This is a genomic window from Agromyces selenitireducens (assembly GCF_052748465.2).
Map to the genome: position 1 here is coordinate 2,930,700 of NZ_CM188259.1, position 14,217 is coordinate 2,944,916.

Below are 14,217 nucleotides of genomic sequence, written 5' to 3' on the forward strand. Positions count from 1 at the left end.
CTCATCCCAGCACCCGCTTCGGTCCGGCCGGCACGGTCACGTCGGGAGCGCGGAGGTAGAGCGGCTCGTCGGCGGCGAGCGGAAGGCGCCCGGCCGCCCACGCGAGCTCGGCGAGCATGCCGAGCGCGCCGGCCGACACGGTCGCGGCGTCGAGGCGGATGCCGCGGGGCGCGGGCACCGCGTCGCGCGGTTCGAGCCGCGGCGCAGCCTCGCGCACGGGGAGGCCGTCGTCGTCGAGGCCGTCGTAGTCGGTCACCGCGGACTCGCGCCGTCGTGCGTCGGTCACGACCTGCAGCGGACCCGCACCGCCCGCGGCGTACCAGGCGTGCGCGATCGCGTCGTGGCTCACGACGGGCACGAACGGCCGGCCGATGCCGAGCGCGAAGGCGTGCGCGGCGGCGATGCCGACGCGGAGCCCCGTGAACGGCCCGGGACCCATGCCGGCGGCGACGGCGGAGAGGTCGGCCGGTCTCACGCCCGCGGACGCGAGCGCATCGCGGACGAACCCGCCCACGACCTCGGCGTGCCGCATGGTGTCGTCGGTGCCGCGCTCGGCGAGCACGCCGCCGTCGCGGTCGACCACGGCGACGCTCGTTCCCGTGGAGGTGTCGATCGCGAGGAGCATGGCCTCCAGCCTAGTTCGCGCCCCCCGGGCCGAGTCGTGCGGCGGCGGCGTACGGGGTCGCGGCCCAACGGGGTCCGTGGCCGAGGAGCTCGACCGTGCGGGGCTCGTCGGCGTCGAGGTCGTCGCCGCCGTCCGGCCCGGTTCCGCCGGCAGTCGCGCCCGCGGCATCCGCATCGCCGTCGTCGCCGCCCCGCGGGCGGGCGATCACGACCTCGAGCCACGAGTCGCTGACACCCTCGAGCAGGCCGGCACCCCACTCGACCACGACGGCCGAGTGGTCGAAGTCGAGGTCGAGGTCCTCGAGTTCGGCCGCGCCCGAGAGCCGGTACGCGTCGACGTGCACGAGCGGCGCCCCGCCGACCAGGCTCGGGTGGGTGCGCGCGAGCACGAACGTGGGGCTCTGCACGGGCCCGCGCACCCCGAGTCCCTCGCCGATGCCGCGCGTGAGGGTGGTCTTGCCCGCGCCGAGCGGCCCGGTGAGCACGACGAGGTCGCCGGCGCGCAGCTGGCGGCCGAGCTCGCGGCCGAGTTCCTCCATGGCCTCGGTGTCGGCGATGGTGCGGCGGGTCATGCGCCCTCCACGTGGGTCCGCGGCACGCGCGGACCCACGCGCGTGACGATCTCGTAGCCGATGGTGTCGGCGGCGTCGCCCCAGTCATCCGCCGACGGCGCGCCCACCGCGGGATCGCCGAACAGTACGACCTCGTCGCCGACCGCGACCTCGTCGTCGCCGACGTCGACGAGGAACTGGTCCATCGCGATGCGGCCGACCACTGGGCGACGCCGCCCGCCGATCAGGACCTCGGCACGGCCGGAGGCCTGACGGGGCACGCCGTCGGCGTACCCGAGCGGGACGAGGGCGAGCGTGGTCGGCCGCTCGGCCCGCCACACGTGGTTGTACGAGACGCCCGCGCCGGCGTCGACCCGGCGGACCGCGGCCACGCGGCCGCGCAGCGTCATGACCGGGCGCAGCCCGAGGTCGGCGGCCGTGGTGCCGTCGCCGAACGGCGGGATGCCGTACACCCCGATGCCGATCCGGACGAGGTCGAGCCTCGCCTCGGCGAAGCGCAGTGCGGCCGCGGTCGAGGCGAGGTGGCGCAGCTCGGGGTGAAGGCCCGCCGCGCGTGCGTCGTCGACGCCCCGGAGGAACGCGGCCAGCTGCGCGGCGTCCTCGTCGGGCGAGGTGTTCGCGAGGTGGCTGAACACGCCGCGGACGCGGACGCGACGCGCGGCCTCGAGTTCGGCGGCGCGCGCCACGGCAGCAGGCCACTCCCCGGGCGCGATGCCGTTGCGGCTGAGGCCGGTGTCGAGCTTCAGGTGCACGTTCGCGATGCGGTCGACGGATGCCGCGGCATCCGCCACCGCGTCGAGCTGTGCCAGGGAGGAGACACCGAGGTCGACGTCGCGTTCGACCGCCGGGGCGAACCGCGCGTCGGGATCGTGCAGCCAGGCGAGGACGGGCGCGTCGATGCCGGCGTCGCGCAGCGCGATCGCCTCGCGGAGGTCGGCGACGCCGAGCCATCCCGCGCCCGCATCGAGCGCGGCGCGCGCCACGGGCACGGCCCCGTGGCCGTACGCGTCGGCCTTGACCACGGCCATCACCGCGGCGGGCGCGACCCGCGCGGCGATGGTGCGCACGTTGCGTCGCACGGCGCCGAGGTCGACGACGGCCTCGCGGAACGGGCCGGGCGCGGGACGGTCGTTCACTGGACGGCTCCTCGGGGTACGGCCCGTTCGAGCACGACGAACGCGCTCGCGATGCCCGCGTCGTGGCTCATCGACAGGTGGACCCGGTCGATGCCGAGCTCGGCGACGTGGCGCGAGAGCGCGCCGGAGAGGGCGAAGTCGGGGTTGCCGTCGGCGTCCTGCACGATCCGCATGTCGTGCCAGCGGATCACCGCGTGACCGCCGAGGGCCTTGATGAGGGCCTCCTTGGCCGCGAATCGCGCCGCGAGCGACCGAGCCGGGCGCTCGCGTTCGCTCTCGGCGAACAGCCGCTCGCGCAACCCGGGCGTGCGCTCGAGCGACCGCTCGAAGCGCGCGATGTCGACGACGTCGACGCCGATGCCCGCGATCACGCGATCCTCCACGACTCCACGACTCGAGTCTGCCGCACTCCGCGGTCGCGGGCGCCGCGCACCGGCGCCCGCGACGACCGGATCACTCGACCGTGACCGACTTCGCCAGGTTGCGCGGCTGGTCGACGTCGAGGCCCTTGGCCTGCGACAGCTCCATCGCGAAGATCTGCAGCGGCACCACCGCGAGGAGCGGCTCGAACAGCGGACCGGCCAACGGGATGCGGATGACCTCGTCGGCGAACGGCAGCACGGCGGCGTCACCCGCCTCGGCGATCGCGATGACGCGCGCGCCGCGAGCGCGGATCTCCTGGATGTTCGAGACGACCTTCGGGTGCAGCGCCGCCGAGCCGCGCGGGCTCGGGACGACCACGAACACGGGCTGGCCGGGCTCGATCAGGGCGATGGGCCCGTGCTTGAGCTCGCCGGCGGCGAAGCCCTCCGCGTGGATGTACGCGAGCTCCTTGAGCTTCAACGCGCCCTCGAGCGCGATCGGGTAGCCCACGTGACGGCCGAGGAACAGCACCGACCGGGTGTCGCTCATCCAGTGGGCCAGCTCGCCCACGCGCTCACCCTGCTCGAGCACCTTCGCGATCTTCGCGGGAATCGCCTGCAGCTCGTCGACGTGCGCCGCGAGCTGCTCCTCGGAGAGCGTCCCCCGCACGCGGGCCAGGTGCAGGCCGAAGAGGTAGAGCGCCGTGATCTGCGCCACGAACGCCTTCGTCGAGGCGACCGCGACCTCCGGACCGGCGTGCGTGTAGACCGCCGCGTCCGACTCGCGCGGGATGGTCGCACCCTGCGTGTTGCAGATCGAGATCGCCTTCGCGCCCTGCTCGCGCGCGTACTTCACGGCCATGAGCGTGTCCATGGTCTCGCCCGACTGGCTGATCGAGACGACGAGCGTGCCGTCGTCGATCACGGGATCGCGGTAGCGGAACTCGTGGCTGAGCTCGACCTCGACCGGGACGCGCGCCCACTGCTCGATCGCGTATTTCGCGACCATGCCGGCGTACGCAGCGGTGCCGCAGGCGACGACGGTGATGCGACGCACGGCGCGGAGCGCGTCGTCGCCGAACTCGTCGAGCTCCGGAACCGAAACGACGCCGTCGACGATGCGGCCGCGGATGGTGTTCGCGACGGCGTCGGGCTGCTCGGCGACCTCCTTCGCCATGAACGAGGACCAGCCGCCCTTCTCGGCGGCCGACGCGTCCCACGCGACGTCGAACGGCTCGACGTCGACCGTGTTGCCGTCGAAGTCGGTCACGGTCACGTCACCGGCGGTGATCGCGACGATCTGGTCCTGGCCGATCGCGACGGCGCGCTTGGTGAACTCGACGAAGGCCGCGACGTCCGAGCCCAGGAAGTTCTCGTTCTCGCCGAGGCCGATCACGAGCGGCGAGTTGCGGCGTGCGCCGACGACGACGCCCGGCTCGTCCTTGTGGACGGCGAGGAGCGTGAACGCGCCCTCGAGGCGGCGCACGGTGCGGCGGAACGCCTCGCGCAGGTCTCCGGTCTCGCGGTACTCCTGGCCGAGCAGGACCGCGGCGACCTCGGTGTCGGTCTCGCTGAGGAACTCGGCTCCACCGGCGACGAGCTCGTCCTTCAACTCGGCGAAGTTCTCGATGATGCCGTTGTGGATGAGGGCGAGCCGGTCGTCGTCGCCGAGGTGCGGGTGCGCGTTGCGGTCGGTCGGACCGCCGTGCGTCGCCCAGCGGGTGTGGCCGATGCCCGTGCCGCCGCGATGGATCGGGTGGCGCTCGAGCTCGTCGGCGAGCACCTGCAGCTTGCCGGCGCGCTTGGCGAACTCGAGGTCGCCCTCGTCATCGACGACGGCGACGCCGGCCGAGTCGTAGCCACGGTATTCGAGGCGGCGCAGGCCACCCATGAGGACGTCGAGGCTGTTGCGCTCTCCGACGTATCCGACGATTCCACACATGCGCACGATCCTACCGGCGCGTACCTGAGCGCCGGACCGGCGCCGCCCGCTCGCGTGCACGGGCCGGACTAGACTGCCGTGGTGCCCGATCCGCAGAGCCCGTCGACGCACGCGTCCCAGATCTCCCCGTTCATCGAGCTGGGCCGGGCCGACTGGGCGGCGCTCGCCCCGTCGATGCCGTCGCCGTTGCGCGAGACCGAGATCGTGCAGTTGCGCGGCCTCGGCGAACCGCTCGACCCGGTCGAGGTCGCCGAGGTGTACCTGCCGCTCAGCCGGCTGCTCAACCTCTACGTCGGCGGCACCAAGGCGTTGCACGAGGTCACGAGCACGTTCCTCCGCGAGCGATTCGAGTCGACGCCCTTCGTCATCGGCGTCGCCGGTTCGGTCGCGGTCGGCAAGTCGACCATCGCGCGCCTGCTGCGCGAACTGCTCGCCCGCTGGGAGCACACGCCCCGGGTCGAACTCGTCACGACCGACGGCTTCCTCTTCCCCAACGCCGAGCTCGAGCGGCGCGGCCTGATGGAGCGGAAGGGCTTCCCGGAGTCCTACGACCGCCGCGCGCTGCTGCGTTTCGTGAGCGAGGTCAAGGCGGGCGCGCCCGAGGTCCGGGCGCCCTTCTACTCGCATCTCGCCTACGACATCGTGCCCGACGCGCAGGTCACCGTGCGGCGTCCCGACGTGCTGATCGTCGAGGGACTCAACGTCCTCCAGCCGGCGTCGCCCGGCCACAAGCTCGCCGTGAGCGACCTGTTCGACTTCAGCATCTACGTCGACGCGCGCACGGGCGACATCGCCAGGTGGTACGAGGAGCGCTTCCTGAAGCTGCAGCGCGGTGCGTTCGCGAATCCACGCTCGTTCTTCCACCGGTTCGCGAGCCTCAGCGAGGACGAGGCCCGCGCCCGCGCCCGCTCCATCTGGCAGTCGATCAACGAGCCGAACCTGCTGCAGAACATCCGACCGACGCGGTCGCGCGCGTCGCTCGTACTGCGCAAGGGCAGCGATCACGCGGTCTCGAGCGTGCTGCTCCGCAAGCTCTGACGACGCCCGCCTCGGCGGCGCGTGTTGACGGATGCCGCGGCATCCGTCACCCCATGGGGCGGGCGGATGCCGCGGCGAAGGCCGTTCGGCCGAGCGTCAGTTCGCGAGCCGCTCGCGCACGATCGCGGCGAGCCGCTCGGCGTGGGCCTCGGCGACCTGCTGGTCGGCCGCCTCGACCATGACGCGGACCATCGGCTCGGTGCCCGACGGACGCAGCAGCACGCGGCCGGTGTCGCCCAGTTCGGCCTCGGCGGCGCGCACCGCCGCGGCGATCTCCGCGTCGTCGGCCATGGCGTGGTGATCGACGTCGCGCACGTTGACGAGGACCTGCGGGTAGACGGTCATGACGGATGCCAGCTCGGCGAGGGTCCTGCCGGTGCGGGCCATCTCGGCGGCGAGGTGGAGCCCGGTGAGGACCCCGTCGCCCGTGGTTGCGAACTCGCTCATGATGACGTGCCCGGACTGCTCGCCGCCGAGCGCGAAACCGCCCTCGGCGAGGGCCTCGAGCACGTAGCGGTCGCCGACCTTCGTCTCGACCACGCGGATGCCGCGTTCGGCCATCGCGCGCCTCAGCCCCAGGTTGGACATCACGGTGACGACCAGGGTGTCGTCGGTGAGCGTGCCGCGCTCCTGCATCGAGACCGCGAGGATCGCCATGATGCGGTCGCCGTCGACCACGTTGCCGTCGGCGTCGACGGCGAGGCAGCGGTCGGCGTCGCCGTCGTGCGCGATGCCGAGGTCGGCGCCGTGCTCGCGCACCGCGCGCTGCAGCGGCTCGAGGTGGGTGGAGCCCACGCCGTCGTTGATGTTCATGCCGTCGGGATCGGCGCCGATGACGACGACCTCGGCACCCGCGTCGCGGAACGTCTCGGGAGAGACGCCCGCGGCGGCGCCGTGGGCGCAGTCGAGCACGACCTTCAGGCCCTCGAGCCGGTTGGGCAGCGTCGCCAGCAGGTGGACGACGTAGCGGTCCTCCGCGTCGGCGAAGCGGCGGACGCGACCGACGCCGTCGCCGGTGGGCGCGAGCTTCTGGCGGCCGAGGTAGGACTCGATGCGGTCCTCGACCTCGTCGGGCAGCTTCGTGCCGCCGAAGGAGAAGAACTTGATGCCGTTGTCGGGCGCGGGGTTGTGCGACGCGGAGATCATCACGCCGAAGTCGGCGCGGATGCTGTCGATGAGGAACGCGGTGGCCGGCGTCGGGATGACGCCCGCGTCGAGCACGTCGACGCCGGAGCTGGCGAGCCCGGCGGACACGGCGGCGGTGAGGAACTCACCGGACACGCGGGGATCGCGCGCCACGACCGCGACGGGGCGGCGGCCCGCGGCGCGGAGTTCGTCGGCGTGCCGGCCCTGCGTGAGGACTGCGGCAGCGGCCTGGGCGAGGCCCAGGGCCAGGTCAGCCGTGAGTTCACGGTTGGCCAGGCCCCGGACCCCGTCGGTTCCGAAGAGCCGAGGCATCGGGGAGACCCGTTCTCGCGCTTAGCGCTTCGAGAACTGGGGCGCCTTGCGGGCCTTCTTGAGACCGGCCTTCTTGCGCTCGATGACGCGGGCGTCGCGAGTGAGGAAGCCGGACTTCTTCAGGGTCGGACGGTTGTTCTCGCGGTCGATCTCGTTGAGCGCACGGGCGATCGCGAGGCGCAGCGCGCCGGCCTGGCCCGAGGGGCCGCCGCCGGTGATGCGCGCGATCACGTCGTACGAGCCCGAGAGCTCGAGGACGGTGAACGGGTCGGTGATGAGCTGCTGGTGCAGCTTGTTCGGGAAGTAGTCCGCGAACTCACGGCCGTTGACCGTGATGGTGCCGGCGCCGGGCACGACGCGCACGCGGGCGATGGCCTGCTTGCGGCGGCCGACGGCCGAGCCCGAGACGTTGAGCACGGGGCGGGCGGCAGCGGGCGCGGCCTCGGGGGCCGACTCGGTGGTGTAGCTCTCGGGAGCCTGGTCGATCTGGTCTGCGATCTTCGCCATGGTGATGTCTTTCGAATCCTTTTCGCGTCGGCGCCGGGGCTTACTGGGCGACCTGGGTGAGGGTGTACGGCTTCGGCTGCTGAGCCGCGTGCGGGTGCTCCGGGCCGGCGTAGACCTTCAGCTTCTTGAGCTGGGCCCGACCGAGCGAGTTCTTCGGGAGCATGCCGCGGATCGCCTTCTCGACGGCGCGGACGGGGTTCTTCTCGAGCAGCTCGGCGTAGCCGACGGCCTTGAGTCCGCCCGGGTAGCCGGAGTGGCGGTAGGCCTTCTTCTGCTCGAGCTTCTGGCCGGTGAGTGCCACCTTCTCGGCGTTGACGATGATCACGTGGTCGCCGGTGTCGACGTGGTTCGCGAAGATCGGCTTGTGCTTGCCGCGGAGGATGGCCGCGGCGTGGCTCGCGAGGCGGCCGAGCACGATGTCGGTGGCGTCGATGACGACCCAGTCGCGCTGGATCTCGTTCGCCTTCGGGGTGTAGGTGCGCGTCACAGTAGTGCTGCTTTCTGATCGAGTGAGGGGTTCGTGAATCCCACTCCGGTCGGGAGTTCGCTCGCGATGCGAGGCGAACGCCACGGTGGAGGGCTCAACATCGGATGCCGACGCAGTCGACGGCACCAAAGGGAAATCCTAGCCGACGACGCCGTCCAGGTGCAATTCGCGACGTGCCCTCGTCTGCTCGGCCCGAGCGGCCAGGTCCTCGTCGGCCGGATATCCGACCTCGGTCAGCGTGAGGCCCTTCGCCGGCAGCACCTTGAACGCGCTCGTGCGCGTGCGTGCGTGCATGAGCACGCCCGGGTCCTCGACGCCGAGCCGCCCCTCCCCCACGGCCACCCCGGAGCCGACGAGCGCTCGGACCATCGAGTGGCAGAACGCATCGGCCTGGAGCGATGCGACGAGCACGCCGTCGCGGGCGCGGCGCCAGCGGAACGACTGCAGCGTCCGGATCGTGGTGGCGCCCTCCCGGGGCCTGCAGAACGCGGCGAAGTCGCCGAGCCCCACGAGCGTCTGTGCGGCCACGTCCATCGCCTCGACGTCGAGCGACCGCGGATACCAGACGGTCCGGTGGCGCTGCAGCGGATCGTGCTCGGCGTCGGCGTCGGCGATGCGGTACTCGTACCGGCGCCACACGGCCGAGAACCGGGCGTCGAATCCGTCCGGAGCGTACCGGGCCGCGCGCACGACCACATCGGAGCCGGCCGCGCCGAGGATGCCGCGCAGCCGCCGCACCAGCACCGCACCGGCGTCCGTCGGGACGCCTCCCCCTGCCGCCCCGCGGCGAGGGCGGGTGACCGCGAGCAACGCCCGCTCGTCGACGTCGACGTGGGCGACCTGCCCGGTCGCGTGCACCCCCGCGTCGGTGCGGCCGGCGACGACCAGTCGCGGCACGACGCCCTCGCGTCGGAACAGCGTCGCGAGCGCGTGCTCGACGGCGCCCTGCACCGTCCGCAGGCCGGGCTGACGGCTCCAGCCCGCGAAGGCCGTGCCGTCGTAGGCGAGGTCGAGTCGCAGTCGTACGGCGGATGCCGCGGCATCCGCCTCGCCTGCGGCGATCGCGTCGGTCGCCTTCGTCACGTCGCTCACGGACCCCAGCCTAGATGCGCGAGAGCCCCGGTGCGGATGCACCGGGGCTCTCGGCGAGCGGGAGCGCGAAGGTCACTTCGCGGCGGTCTCCTCGGTCTCCTCGGTCGCGGCCGGGGTCTCGTCGGACTCGGCCGACGCCTCGGAACCGGCGGCCTCGTCGACGGCGGCCTCGGACTCGGTCACGACCTCGTCCGGGGCTTCCTCGGCGGCGGGCTCCTCCGCGGGCGCGGCGGCGGCCGGCTTCGCGGCACGGGCCTTCGGGGTCACGGGCTCGAGGACGAGCTCGATGACCGCCATGGGCGCGTTGTCGCCCTTGCGGTTGCCGATCTTGGTGATGCGGGTGTAGCCGCCCTCGCGGTCGGCGACCTGCGGCGCGATCTCGGTGAACAGCTTGTGCACGACCGACTTGTCGCCGATGACGGCGAGCACGCGACGGCGGGCGTGCAGGTCGCCGCGCTTGGCGAATGTGATCAGGCGCTCGGCGAGCGGACGGAGGCGCTTGGCCTTGGTCTCGGTCGTCGTGATGCGCTCGTGCGTGTACAGCGCGGCCGCGAGGTTGGCGAGCAGCAGGCGCTCGTGCGCGGGTCCGCCTCCGAGGCGGGGGCCCTTCGTGGGCTTCGGCATGGTGGTATCTCCAGTGTTGGGGGGTTGGTGCGGCCCGGGGCCTGCTTAGTTCTCGTCCTCGAAGCCCGTGTAGAAGTGGGCGCCGTCGAAGCCGGGGACCGAGTCCTTCAGCGACAGGCCCATCTCGGTGAGCTTGTCCTTGACCTCGTCGACCGACTTCTGGCCGAAGTTGCGGATGTTCATCAGCTGCGACTCCGAGAGGGCCACGAGCTCGGACACCGTGTTGATGCCCTCGCGCTTGAGGCAGTTGTACGAGCGCACCGACAGGTCGAGGTCCTCGATCGGGATCGACAGTTCGCTCGAGAGCACGGCGTCGACCGGCGCGGGGCCGATCTCGATGCCCTCGGCGGCGCTGTTGAGCTCGCGGGCGAGGCCGAACAGCTCGGTCAGCGTGCGACCGGCCGACGCGATCGCGTCGCGCGGCGAGATGGCGGACTTGGTCTCGACGTCGACCACGAGGCGGTCGAAGTCGGTGCGCTCGCCCGCACGCGTCGCCTCGACGCGGTAGGTGACCTTGAGGACCGGCGAGTAGATCGAGTCGACCGGGATCTGGCCGGCCTCGGAGTACTCGTTGCGGTTCTGGCTGGCCGAGACGTACCCGCGACCGCGCTCGATCGTGAGCTCGAGCTCGAACTTCGCCGAGTCGTTGAGCGTCGCGATGACCAGCTCGGGGTTGTGCACCTCGACGCCCGCCGGAGCGGAGATGTCGGCGGCGGTGACCTCACCGGCGCCCTGCTTGCGCAGGTAGGCGGTGATGGGCTCGTCGTGCTCGCTGGAGACGACCAGGTTCTTGATGTTGAGGATGATCTCGGTGACATCCTCCTTCACGCCCGGGACGGTCGAGAACTCGTGGAGCACGCCGTCGATGCGGATGCTCGTCACGGCCGCGCCGGGGATCGAGGAGAGGAGGGTACGACGGAGGGAGTTCCCCAGGGTGTAACCGAAGCCCGGCTCGAGGGGCTCGATCACGAAACGCGAACGGAACTCCGAGATGTTCTCTTCGGTGAGCGTCGGACGCTGTGCGATCAGCACTGGTGATTCCTTTCGGCAGGGTGTCCGCTATATGACACCTGCGAGTTCGAGGATCTTGAGTTGTGTGAGAGAACGTGTCGTTGGTCGAGTAGGCCCGTCAGGGCCGTATCGAGACCGGCGGATGCCGCATGCGGTCTCGGTACGGGCGCAGGCGCCCTACTCGACCAACGGTGGGAGTGCTAGACGCGGCGACGCTTGGGCGGGCGGCATCCGTTGTGCGCCTGGGGCGTCACGTCGTTGATGCTGCCGACCTCGAGACCCGCGGCCTGGAGCGAGCGGATCGCCGTCTCGCGGCCCGAGCCCGGGCCCTTGACGAAGACGTCGACCTTCTTCATGCCGTGCTCCTGCGCCTGGCGCGCGGCCGACTCGGCGGCGAGCTGCGCGGCGAACGGGGTGGACTTGCGCGAGCCCTTGAAGCCCACGCCGCCGGACGAGGCCCAGCTGATCACGGCACCGTTCGTGTCGGTGATCGACACGATGGTGTTGTTGAAGGTCGACTTGATGTGGGCCTGGCCCACGGCGACGTTCTTCTTGTCCTTGCGACGCGGCTTGCGAGTAGCCGCCTTGGGTGCTGCCATGTGATGTGTCTCCTAGATCTTTGGCGCGAGCGGTTACTTGCGGCCCGGCTTCTTCTTGCCGGCGACGGTGCGCTTCGGGCCCTTGCGGGTACGAGCGTTGGTCTTGGTGCGCTGGCCGCGGACCGGGAGGCCGCGGCGGTGGCGGATGCCCTCGTACGAGCCGATCTCGACCTTGCGGCGGATGTCGGCGGCCACCTCGCGGCGGAGGTCGCCCTCGACCTTGTAGGCGCCCTCGATGTGGTCGCGGAGGGCGACGAGCTGCTCGTCGGTGAGGTCGCGGACGCGGATGTTCCCGTCGATGCCGGTCTCCGCGAGCGTCTGCAGCGCGCGGGTGCGGCCGACGCCGTAGATGTAGGTCAGTGCGATCTCCACGCGCTTCTCGCGCGGGATGTCGACTCCTGCCAGACGTGCCATGGTGGCTTCTCCTGTTGGATGTGTCGGAGGTGTGGAGCACTTCCGGTGCCTCGGCCTCCGTCCGAGGGTGTCCCCCGCGCCCCATGGGTGCGAGTTCGTGGAAGTGCCGTATTCAGTTCGCGTCGACGCGGACGACTAGCCCTGGCGCTGCTTGTGGCGCGGGTTCTCGCAGATCACCATGACGCGGCCGTGGCGGCGGATGATCTTGCACTTGTCGCAGATGCGCTTGACGCTGGGGTTGACCTTCACAGTCGTGGTTCCTTAGTTCGCTGTCCTCGTGCCCGCGGGATGCCGCGGGCCGTTACTTTCCGAACAGCCCTTACTTGTAGCGGTAGACGATGCGGCCGCGGGTCAGGTCGTACGGGCTCAGCTCCACGATCACGCGGTCCTCGGGGAGGATGCGGATGTAGTGCTGGCGCATCTTTCCGGAGATGTGGGCGAGCACCTTGTGCCCGTTGGTCAGCTCAACCCGGAACATCGCGTTCGGGAGTGCCTCGATGACCGAGCCTTCGATCTCGATGACGCCGTCTTTCTTGGCCATAGCCTCACTATCGCTTGGAGTTTGGGTATTCGGTCGTGCGATGATGATGCACGACCTCGGTCAGCCCATCGGGCAGGCCGAAGCGGGCGTGCAAAACACCAAGGGTCAACTATAGGCGAATCCGAGTCGGTTCGCCAGTCGGCCGCGTGTCAGCTTGCGATCCGCCGGGCCACCGTCGCGACCAGTCGCCCGTGCAGCGGATGCCCCGGCTCGACGCCGCACACCTCGCGCACGATGGTCTCCGCGTCATCCGTTCGCAGTCGCTGCTGCAGCTCGACGCTCTCGGGGTCGGCGGCCACGTCGAAGCCGAGCGCCGCCCCGACCGCGTCGAGCAGGCCGTCGACCGGCAGCCCGCGCTCGACGAGCTCGGCGGCCGGCGCGATGAACCGCTCGCGGCGGCTCAGCTTGCGCAGCGGCTGGCGTCCCACCCGCTCGACCGTGTCGGGCAGCGCCGTGTTGCGGAACCGGCCCAGGATCGTGGCCCGGTACTCCGCCTGCTCGGCCTCGGTGAAGCCGTGCTTGGCGACGATGAGCGCGCTCGTCTCCTCGAGCACCCGCTCGACGCGCGCGGCGACGGCCGGGTCGGCGAGCGCCTCCGCGATGCGCTCGTGCCCGGAGAGGAAGCCGAAGTAGGCCGTCGACGCGTGGCCCGTGTTCACCGTGAACAGCTTGCGCTCGATGTACGGCGCGAGGCGGTCGACGAAGTGGGCGCCCGGGATCGGCGGCGGGGCATCGCCGAACGGGGGCCGCTCGATCGCCCACTCCGAGAACGTCTCGACCGTGACGTCGAGCCCCGATTCGCCGGGCTGCCCGGGCACGATGCGGTCGACCGCCGTGTTCGCGAACACCGCCCGACGCTCGAGGTCCAGCCATTCGTCGGGGCCCGCGAGCTTCGCGGTCTCGTCGCGCAGCAGGCTCGTCGCGTCGATCGCGTTCTCGCACGCCATCACGGCGAGCGGCGCCGCCTCGGGCGAACGGTCGCGCAGGGCCTGCAGCACATGCGGCGCGATGAACCTCAGGATGTTCGGGCCGACCGCGGTCGTGAGCACGTCGGCGTCGGCGAGTTCGGCGGCCAGCGCCGCGGCATCCGTCTGGGAATTGATCGCCCGGAACCGGTCGACGACCCGGTCCCGCGCACCCCCGCCCACCTCGTGCACGATGTACCGGTCGGCATCCGCGAGCGCGTCGATGAGCTCGGCGTTGACGTCGGCGAACACGACCTCGTAGCCGGCGTCGTGCAGCAGCAGGCCGATGAAGCCCCGCCCGATGTTCCCCGCGCCGAAGTGGACGGCCTTCACGACGCGTTCACCTCGGACAGCAGCGCGACCATCTCGTCGGAGGTCCGTGCCGCGAGGAGCTTCCCGACCTCGTCCTCGTCGGAGAAGATCATCGCGATCCGCGAGAGGATGTCGAGGTGCTCGTCGCCGAGCCCGGCGATGCCGACGACGAACCGGGCCGGTTCGCCACCCCAGTCGACCGGCTCCTCGTAGCGGAGCAGCGACAGCGCCGACCGCTTGATCAGCCCCTTCGCCTCGTTCGTGCCGTGCGGGATGGCGAGCCAGTTGCCCATGTAGGTCGACACGCTCCCCTCGCGCTCGAGCATCGAGTCGACGTACGCCGCGTCGACCGCGCCGTTGTCGACGAGCACGGCGCCCGCCGCGCGGATCGCGTCGTCGCGGGTCGCGCTTCCGGGCACGATCCGCACGTCGCCGGGGGCAAGGATCTGGTCGGTCATGGGTGTTCCTTCTTCCTCATCGCCTCATCGTGGTGGTGGTGCCGACGGATGCCGCGCCGCACTCGCACGACCGCC

The 14,217-nt window shown here is 71.5% G+C and carries 18 protein-coding genes; 1 reads left to right on the plus strand and 17 read right to left on the minus strand.

The window, feature by feature from the left end:
* Window position 1 precedes the first annotated feature (1 nt).
* From tsaB to glmS, 5 genes are all read right to left on the minus strand, one after another.
* On the minus strand, window positions 2-625 hold the full coding sequence (gene tsaB / locus ACULK4_RS13665) for a tRNA (adenosine(37)-N6)-threonylcarbamoyltransferase complex dimerization subunit type 1 TsaB (protein WP_445966130.1): 624 nt from the start codon (window positions 623-625) through the stop codon (window positions 2-4).
* Window positions 626-635: 10 nt separating this feature from the next.
* Window positions 636-1,196 carry a tRNA (adenosine(37)-N6)-threonylcarbamoyltransferase complex ATPase subunit type 1 TsaE gene (tsaE, locus tag ACULK4_RS13670; protein WP_445966131.1) on the minus strand — a complete coding sequence of 187 codons (561 nt, stop codon included), beginning with the start codon at window positions 1,194-1,196 and terminating at the stop codon, window positions 636-638.
* Window positions 1,193-2,332, minus strand: coding sequence for an alanine racemase (gene alr / locus ACULK4_RS13675; protein ID WP_445966132.1), 1,140 nt, complete (start codon window positions 2,330-2,332; stop codon window positions 1,193-1,195). The genes tsaE and alr overlap by 4 nt, the downstream gene beginning before the upstream one ends.
* On the minus strand, window positions 2,329-2,703 hold the full coding sequence (locus ACULK4_RS13680) for a holo-ACP synthase (RefSeq protein ID WP_445966307.1): 375 nt from the start codon (window positions 2,701-2,703) through the stop codon (window positions 2,329-2,331). The genes alr and ACULK4_RS13680 overlap by 4 nt, the downstream gene beginning before the upstream one ends.
* Before the next feature lie 82 nt (window positions 2,704-2,785).
* Entirely contained in the window at window positions 2,786-4,636 is a 1,851-nt protein-coding gene (gene glmS / locus ACULK4_RS13685; RefSeq protein WP_445966133.1) for a glutamine--fructose-6-phosphate transaminase (isomerizing), read from the minus strand.
* Window positions 4,637-4,717: 81 nt separating this feature from the next.
* Here glmS and coaA point away from each other — a divergent pair, with 81 nt between their 5' ends.
* Complete coding sequence (gene coaA, locus ACULK4_RS13690; RefSeq protein ID WP_445966134.1) at window positions 4,718-5,674, plus strand: type I pantothenate kinase; 957 nt, start codon at window positions 4,718-4,720, stop codon at window positions 5,672-5,674.
* Window positions 5,675-5,770: 96 nt separating this feature from the next.
* Here coaA and glmM read toward each other — a convergent pair whose 3' ends face one another.
* The 12 genes from glmM to ACULK4_RS13750 all read right to left on the minus strand — a co-directional run bounded on the left by glmM (window position 5,771) and on the right by ACULK4_RS13750 (window position 14,142).
* Window positions 5,771-7,132 carry a phosphoglucosamine mutase gene (gene glmM / locus ACULK4_RS13695; protein ID WP_445966135.1) on the minus strand — a complete coding sequence of 454 codons (1,362 nt, stop codon included), beginning with the start codon at window positions 7,130-7,132 and terminating at the stop codon, window positions 5,771-5,773.
* A gap of 21 nt (window positions 7,133-7,153) precedes the next feature.
* Window positions 7,154-7,639 carry a 30S ribosomal protein S9 gene (gene rpsI, locus ACULK4_RS13700; protein WP_445966136.1) on the minus strand — a complete coding sequence of 162 codons (486 nt, stop codon included), beginning with the start codon at window positions 7,637-7,639 and terminating at the stop codon, window positions 7,154-7,156.
* A gap of 40 nt (window positions 7,640-7,679) precedes the next feature.
* Window positions 7,680-8,126 (minus strand): 50S ribosomal protein L13, encoded by a 447-nt coding sequence (gene rplM, locus ACULK4_RS13705; protein ID WP_445966137.1) that lies wholly within the window; start codon window positions 8,124-8,126, stop codon window positions 7,680-7,682.
* A 138-nt stretch (window positions 8,127-8,264) separates the two neighbouring features.
* Window positions 8,265-9,209 carry a tRNA pseudouridine synthase A gene (locus tag ACULK4_RS13710; RefSeq protein ID WP_445966308.1) on the minus strand — a complete coding sequence of 315 codons (945 nt, stop codon included), beginning with the start codon at window positions 9,207-9,209 and terminating at the stop codon, window positions 8,265-8,267.
* Window positions 9,210-9,290: 81 nt separating this feature from the next.
* Window positions 9,291-9,842: a 50S ribosomal protein L17 gene (gene rplQ, locus ACULK4_RS13715; RefSeq protein WP_445966138.1), complete on the minus strand. Its 552-nt coding sequence runs from the start codon at window positions 9,840-9,842 to the stop codon at window positions 9,291-9,293.
* 45 nt (window positions 9,843-9,887) lie between these two features.
* The gene (locus ACULK4_RS13720; protein WP_445966139.1) at window positions 9,888-10,874 is read right to left on the minus strand and encodes a DNA-directed RNA polymerase subunit alpha; all 987 of its coding nucleotides are present in this window, start codon (window positions 10,872-10,874) and stop codon (window positions 9,888-9,890) included.
* A 179-nt stretch (window positions 10,875-11,053) separates the two neighbouring features.
* Window positions 11,054-11,452, minus strand: coding sequence for a 30S ribosomal protein S11 (rpsK, locus tag ACULK4_RS13725; RefSeq protein WP_067948536.1), 399 nt, complete (start codon window positions 11,450-11,452; stop codon window positions 11,054-11,056).
* A 33-nt stretch (window positions 11,453-11,485) separates the two neighbouring features.
* Complete coding sequence (gene rpsM / locus ACULK4_RS13730; protein WP_445966140.1) at window positions 11,486-11,866, minus strand: 30S ribosomal protein S13; 381 nt, start codon at window positions 11,864-11,866, stop codon at window positions 11,486-11,488.
* A gap of 135 nt (window positions 11,867-12,001) precedes the next feature.
* A complete protein-coding gene (rpmJ, locus tag ACULK4_RS13735; RefSeq protein WP_092668570.1) occupies window positions 12,002-12,115 on the minus strand; it encodes a 50S ribosomal protein L36 in 114 nt (37 codons plus the stop codon).
* A gap of 70 nt (window positions 12,116-12,185) precedes the next feature.
* Window positions 12,186-12,407, minus strand: a complete 222-nt coding sequence (infA, locus tag ACULK4_RS13740) for a translation initiation factor IF-1 (protein ID WP_011186713.1) — start codon at window positions 12,405-12,407, stop codon at window positions 12,186-12,188.
* Window positions 12,408-12,556: 149 nt separating this feature from the next.
* A complete protein-coding gene (locus tag ACULK4_RS13745) occupies window positions 12,557-13,705 on the minus strand; it encodes a mannitol-1-phosphate 5-dehydrogenase (protein ID WP_445966141.1) in 1,149 nt (382 codons plus the stop codon).
* On the minus strand, window positions 13,702-14,142 hold the full coding sequence (locus ACULK4_RS13750) for a PTS mannitol transporter subunit IIA (protein WP_445966142.1): 441 nt from the start codon (window positions 14,140-14,142) through the stop codon (window positions 13,702-13,704). Before ACULK4_RS13750 ends, ACULK4_RS13745 begins: the two co-directional genes overlap by 4 nt.
* Window positions 14,143-14,217 lie beyond the last annotated feature (75 nt).

Excerpts from the sequence above, each read along its gene's own strand:
- tsaB (WP_445966130.1), bottom strand. The coding sequence starts at position 625 with ATGCTCCTCGCGATCGACACCTCCACGGGAACGAGCGTCGCCGTGGTC.
- tsaE (WP_445966131.1), bottom strand. The coding sequence starts at position 1,196 with ATGACCCGCCGCACCATCGCCGACACCGAGGCCATGGAGGAACTCGGC.
- glmS (WP_445966133.1), bottom strand. The coding sequence starts at position 4,636 with ATGTGTGGAATCGTCGGATACGTCGGAGAGCGCAACAGCCTCGACGTC.
- glmM (WP_445966135.1), bottom strand. The coding sequence starts at position 7,132 with ATGCCTCGGCTCTTCGGAACCGACGGGGTCCGGGGCCTGGCCAACCGT.
- rpsI (WP_445966136.1), bottom strand. The coding sequence starts at position 7,639 with ATGGCGAAGATCGCAGACCAGATCGACCAGGCTCCCGAGAGCTACACC.
- rplQ (WP_445966138.1), bottom strand. The coding sequence starts at position 9,842 with ATGCCGAAGCCCACGAAGGGCCCCCGCCTCGGAGGCGGACCCGCGCAC.
- rpsK (WP_067948536.1), bottom strand. The coding sequence starts at position 11,452 with ATGGCAGCACCCAAGGCGGCTACTCGCAAGCCGCGTCGCAAGGACAAG.
- rpsM (WP_445966140.1), bottom strand. The coding sequence starts at position 11,866 with ATGGCACGTCTGGCAGGAGTCGACATCCCGCGCGAGAAGCGCGTGGAG.
- infA (WP_011186713.1), bottom strand. The coding sequence starts at position 12,407 with ATGGCCAAGAAAGACGGCGTCATCGAGATCGAAGGCTCGGTCATCGAG.
- ACULK4_RS13750 (WP_445966142.1), bottom strand. The coding sequence starts at position 14,142 with ATGACCGACCAGATCCTTGCCCCCGGCGACGTGCGGATCGTGCCCGGA.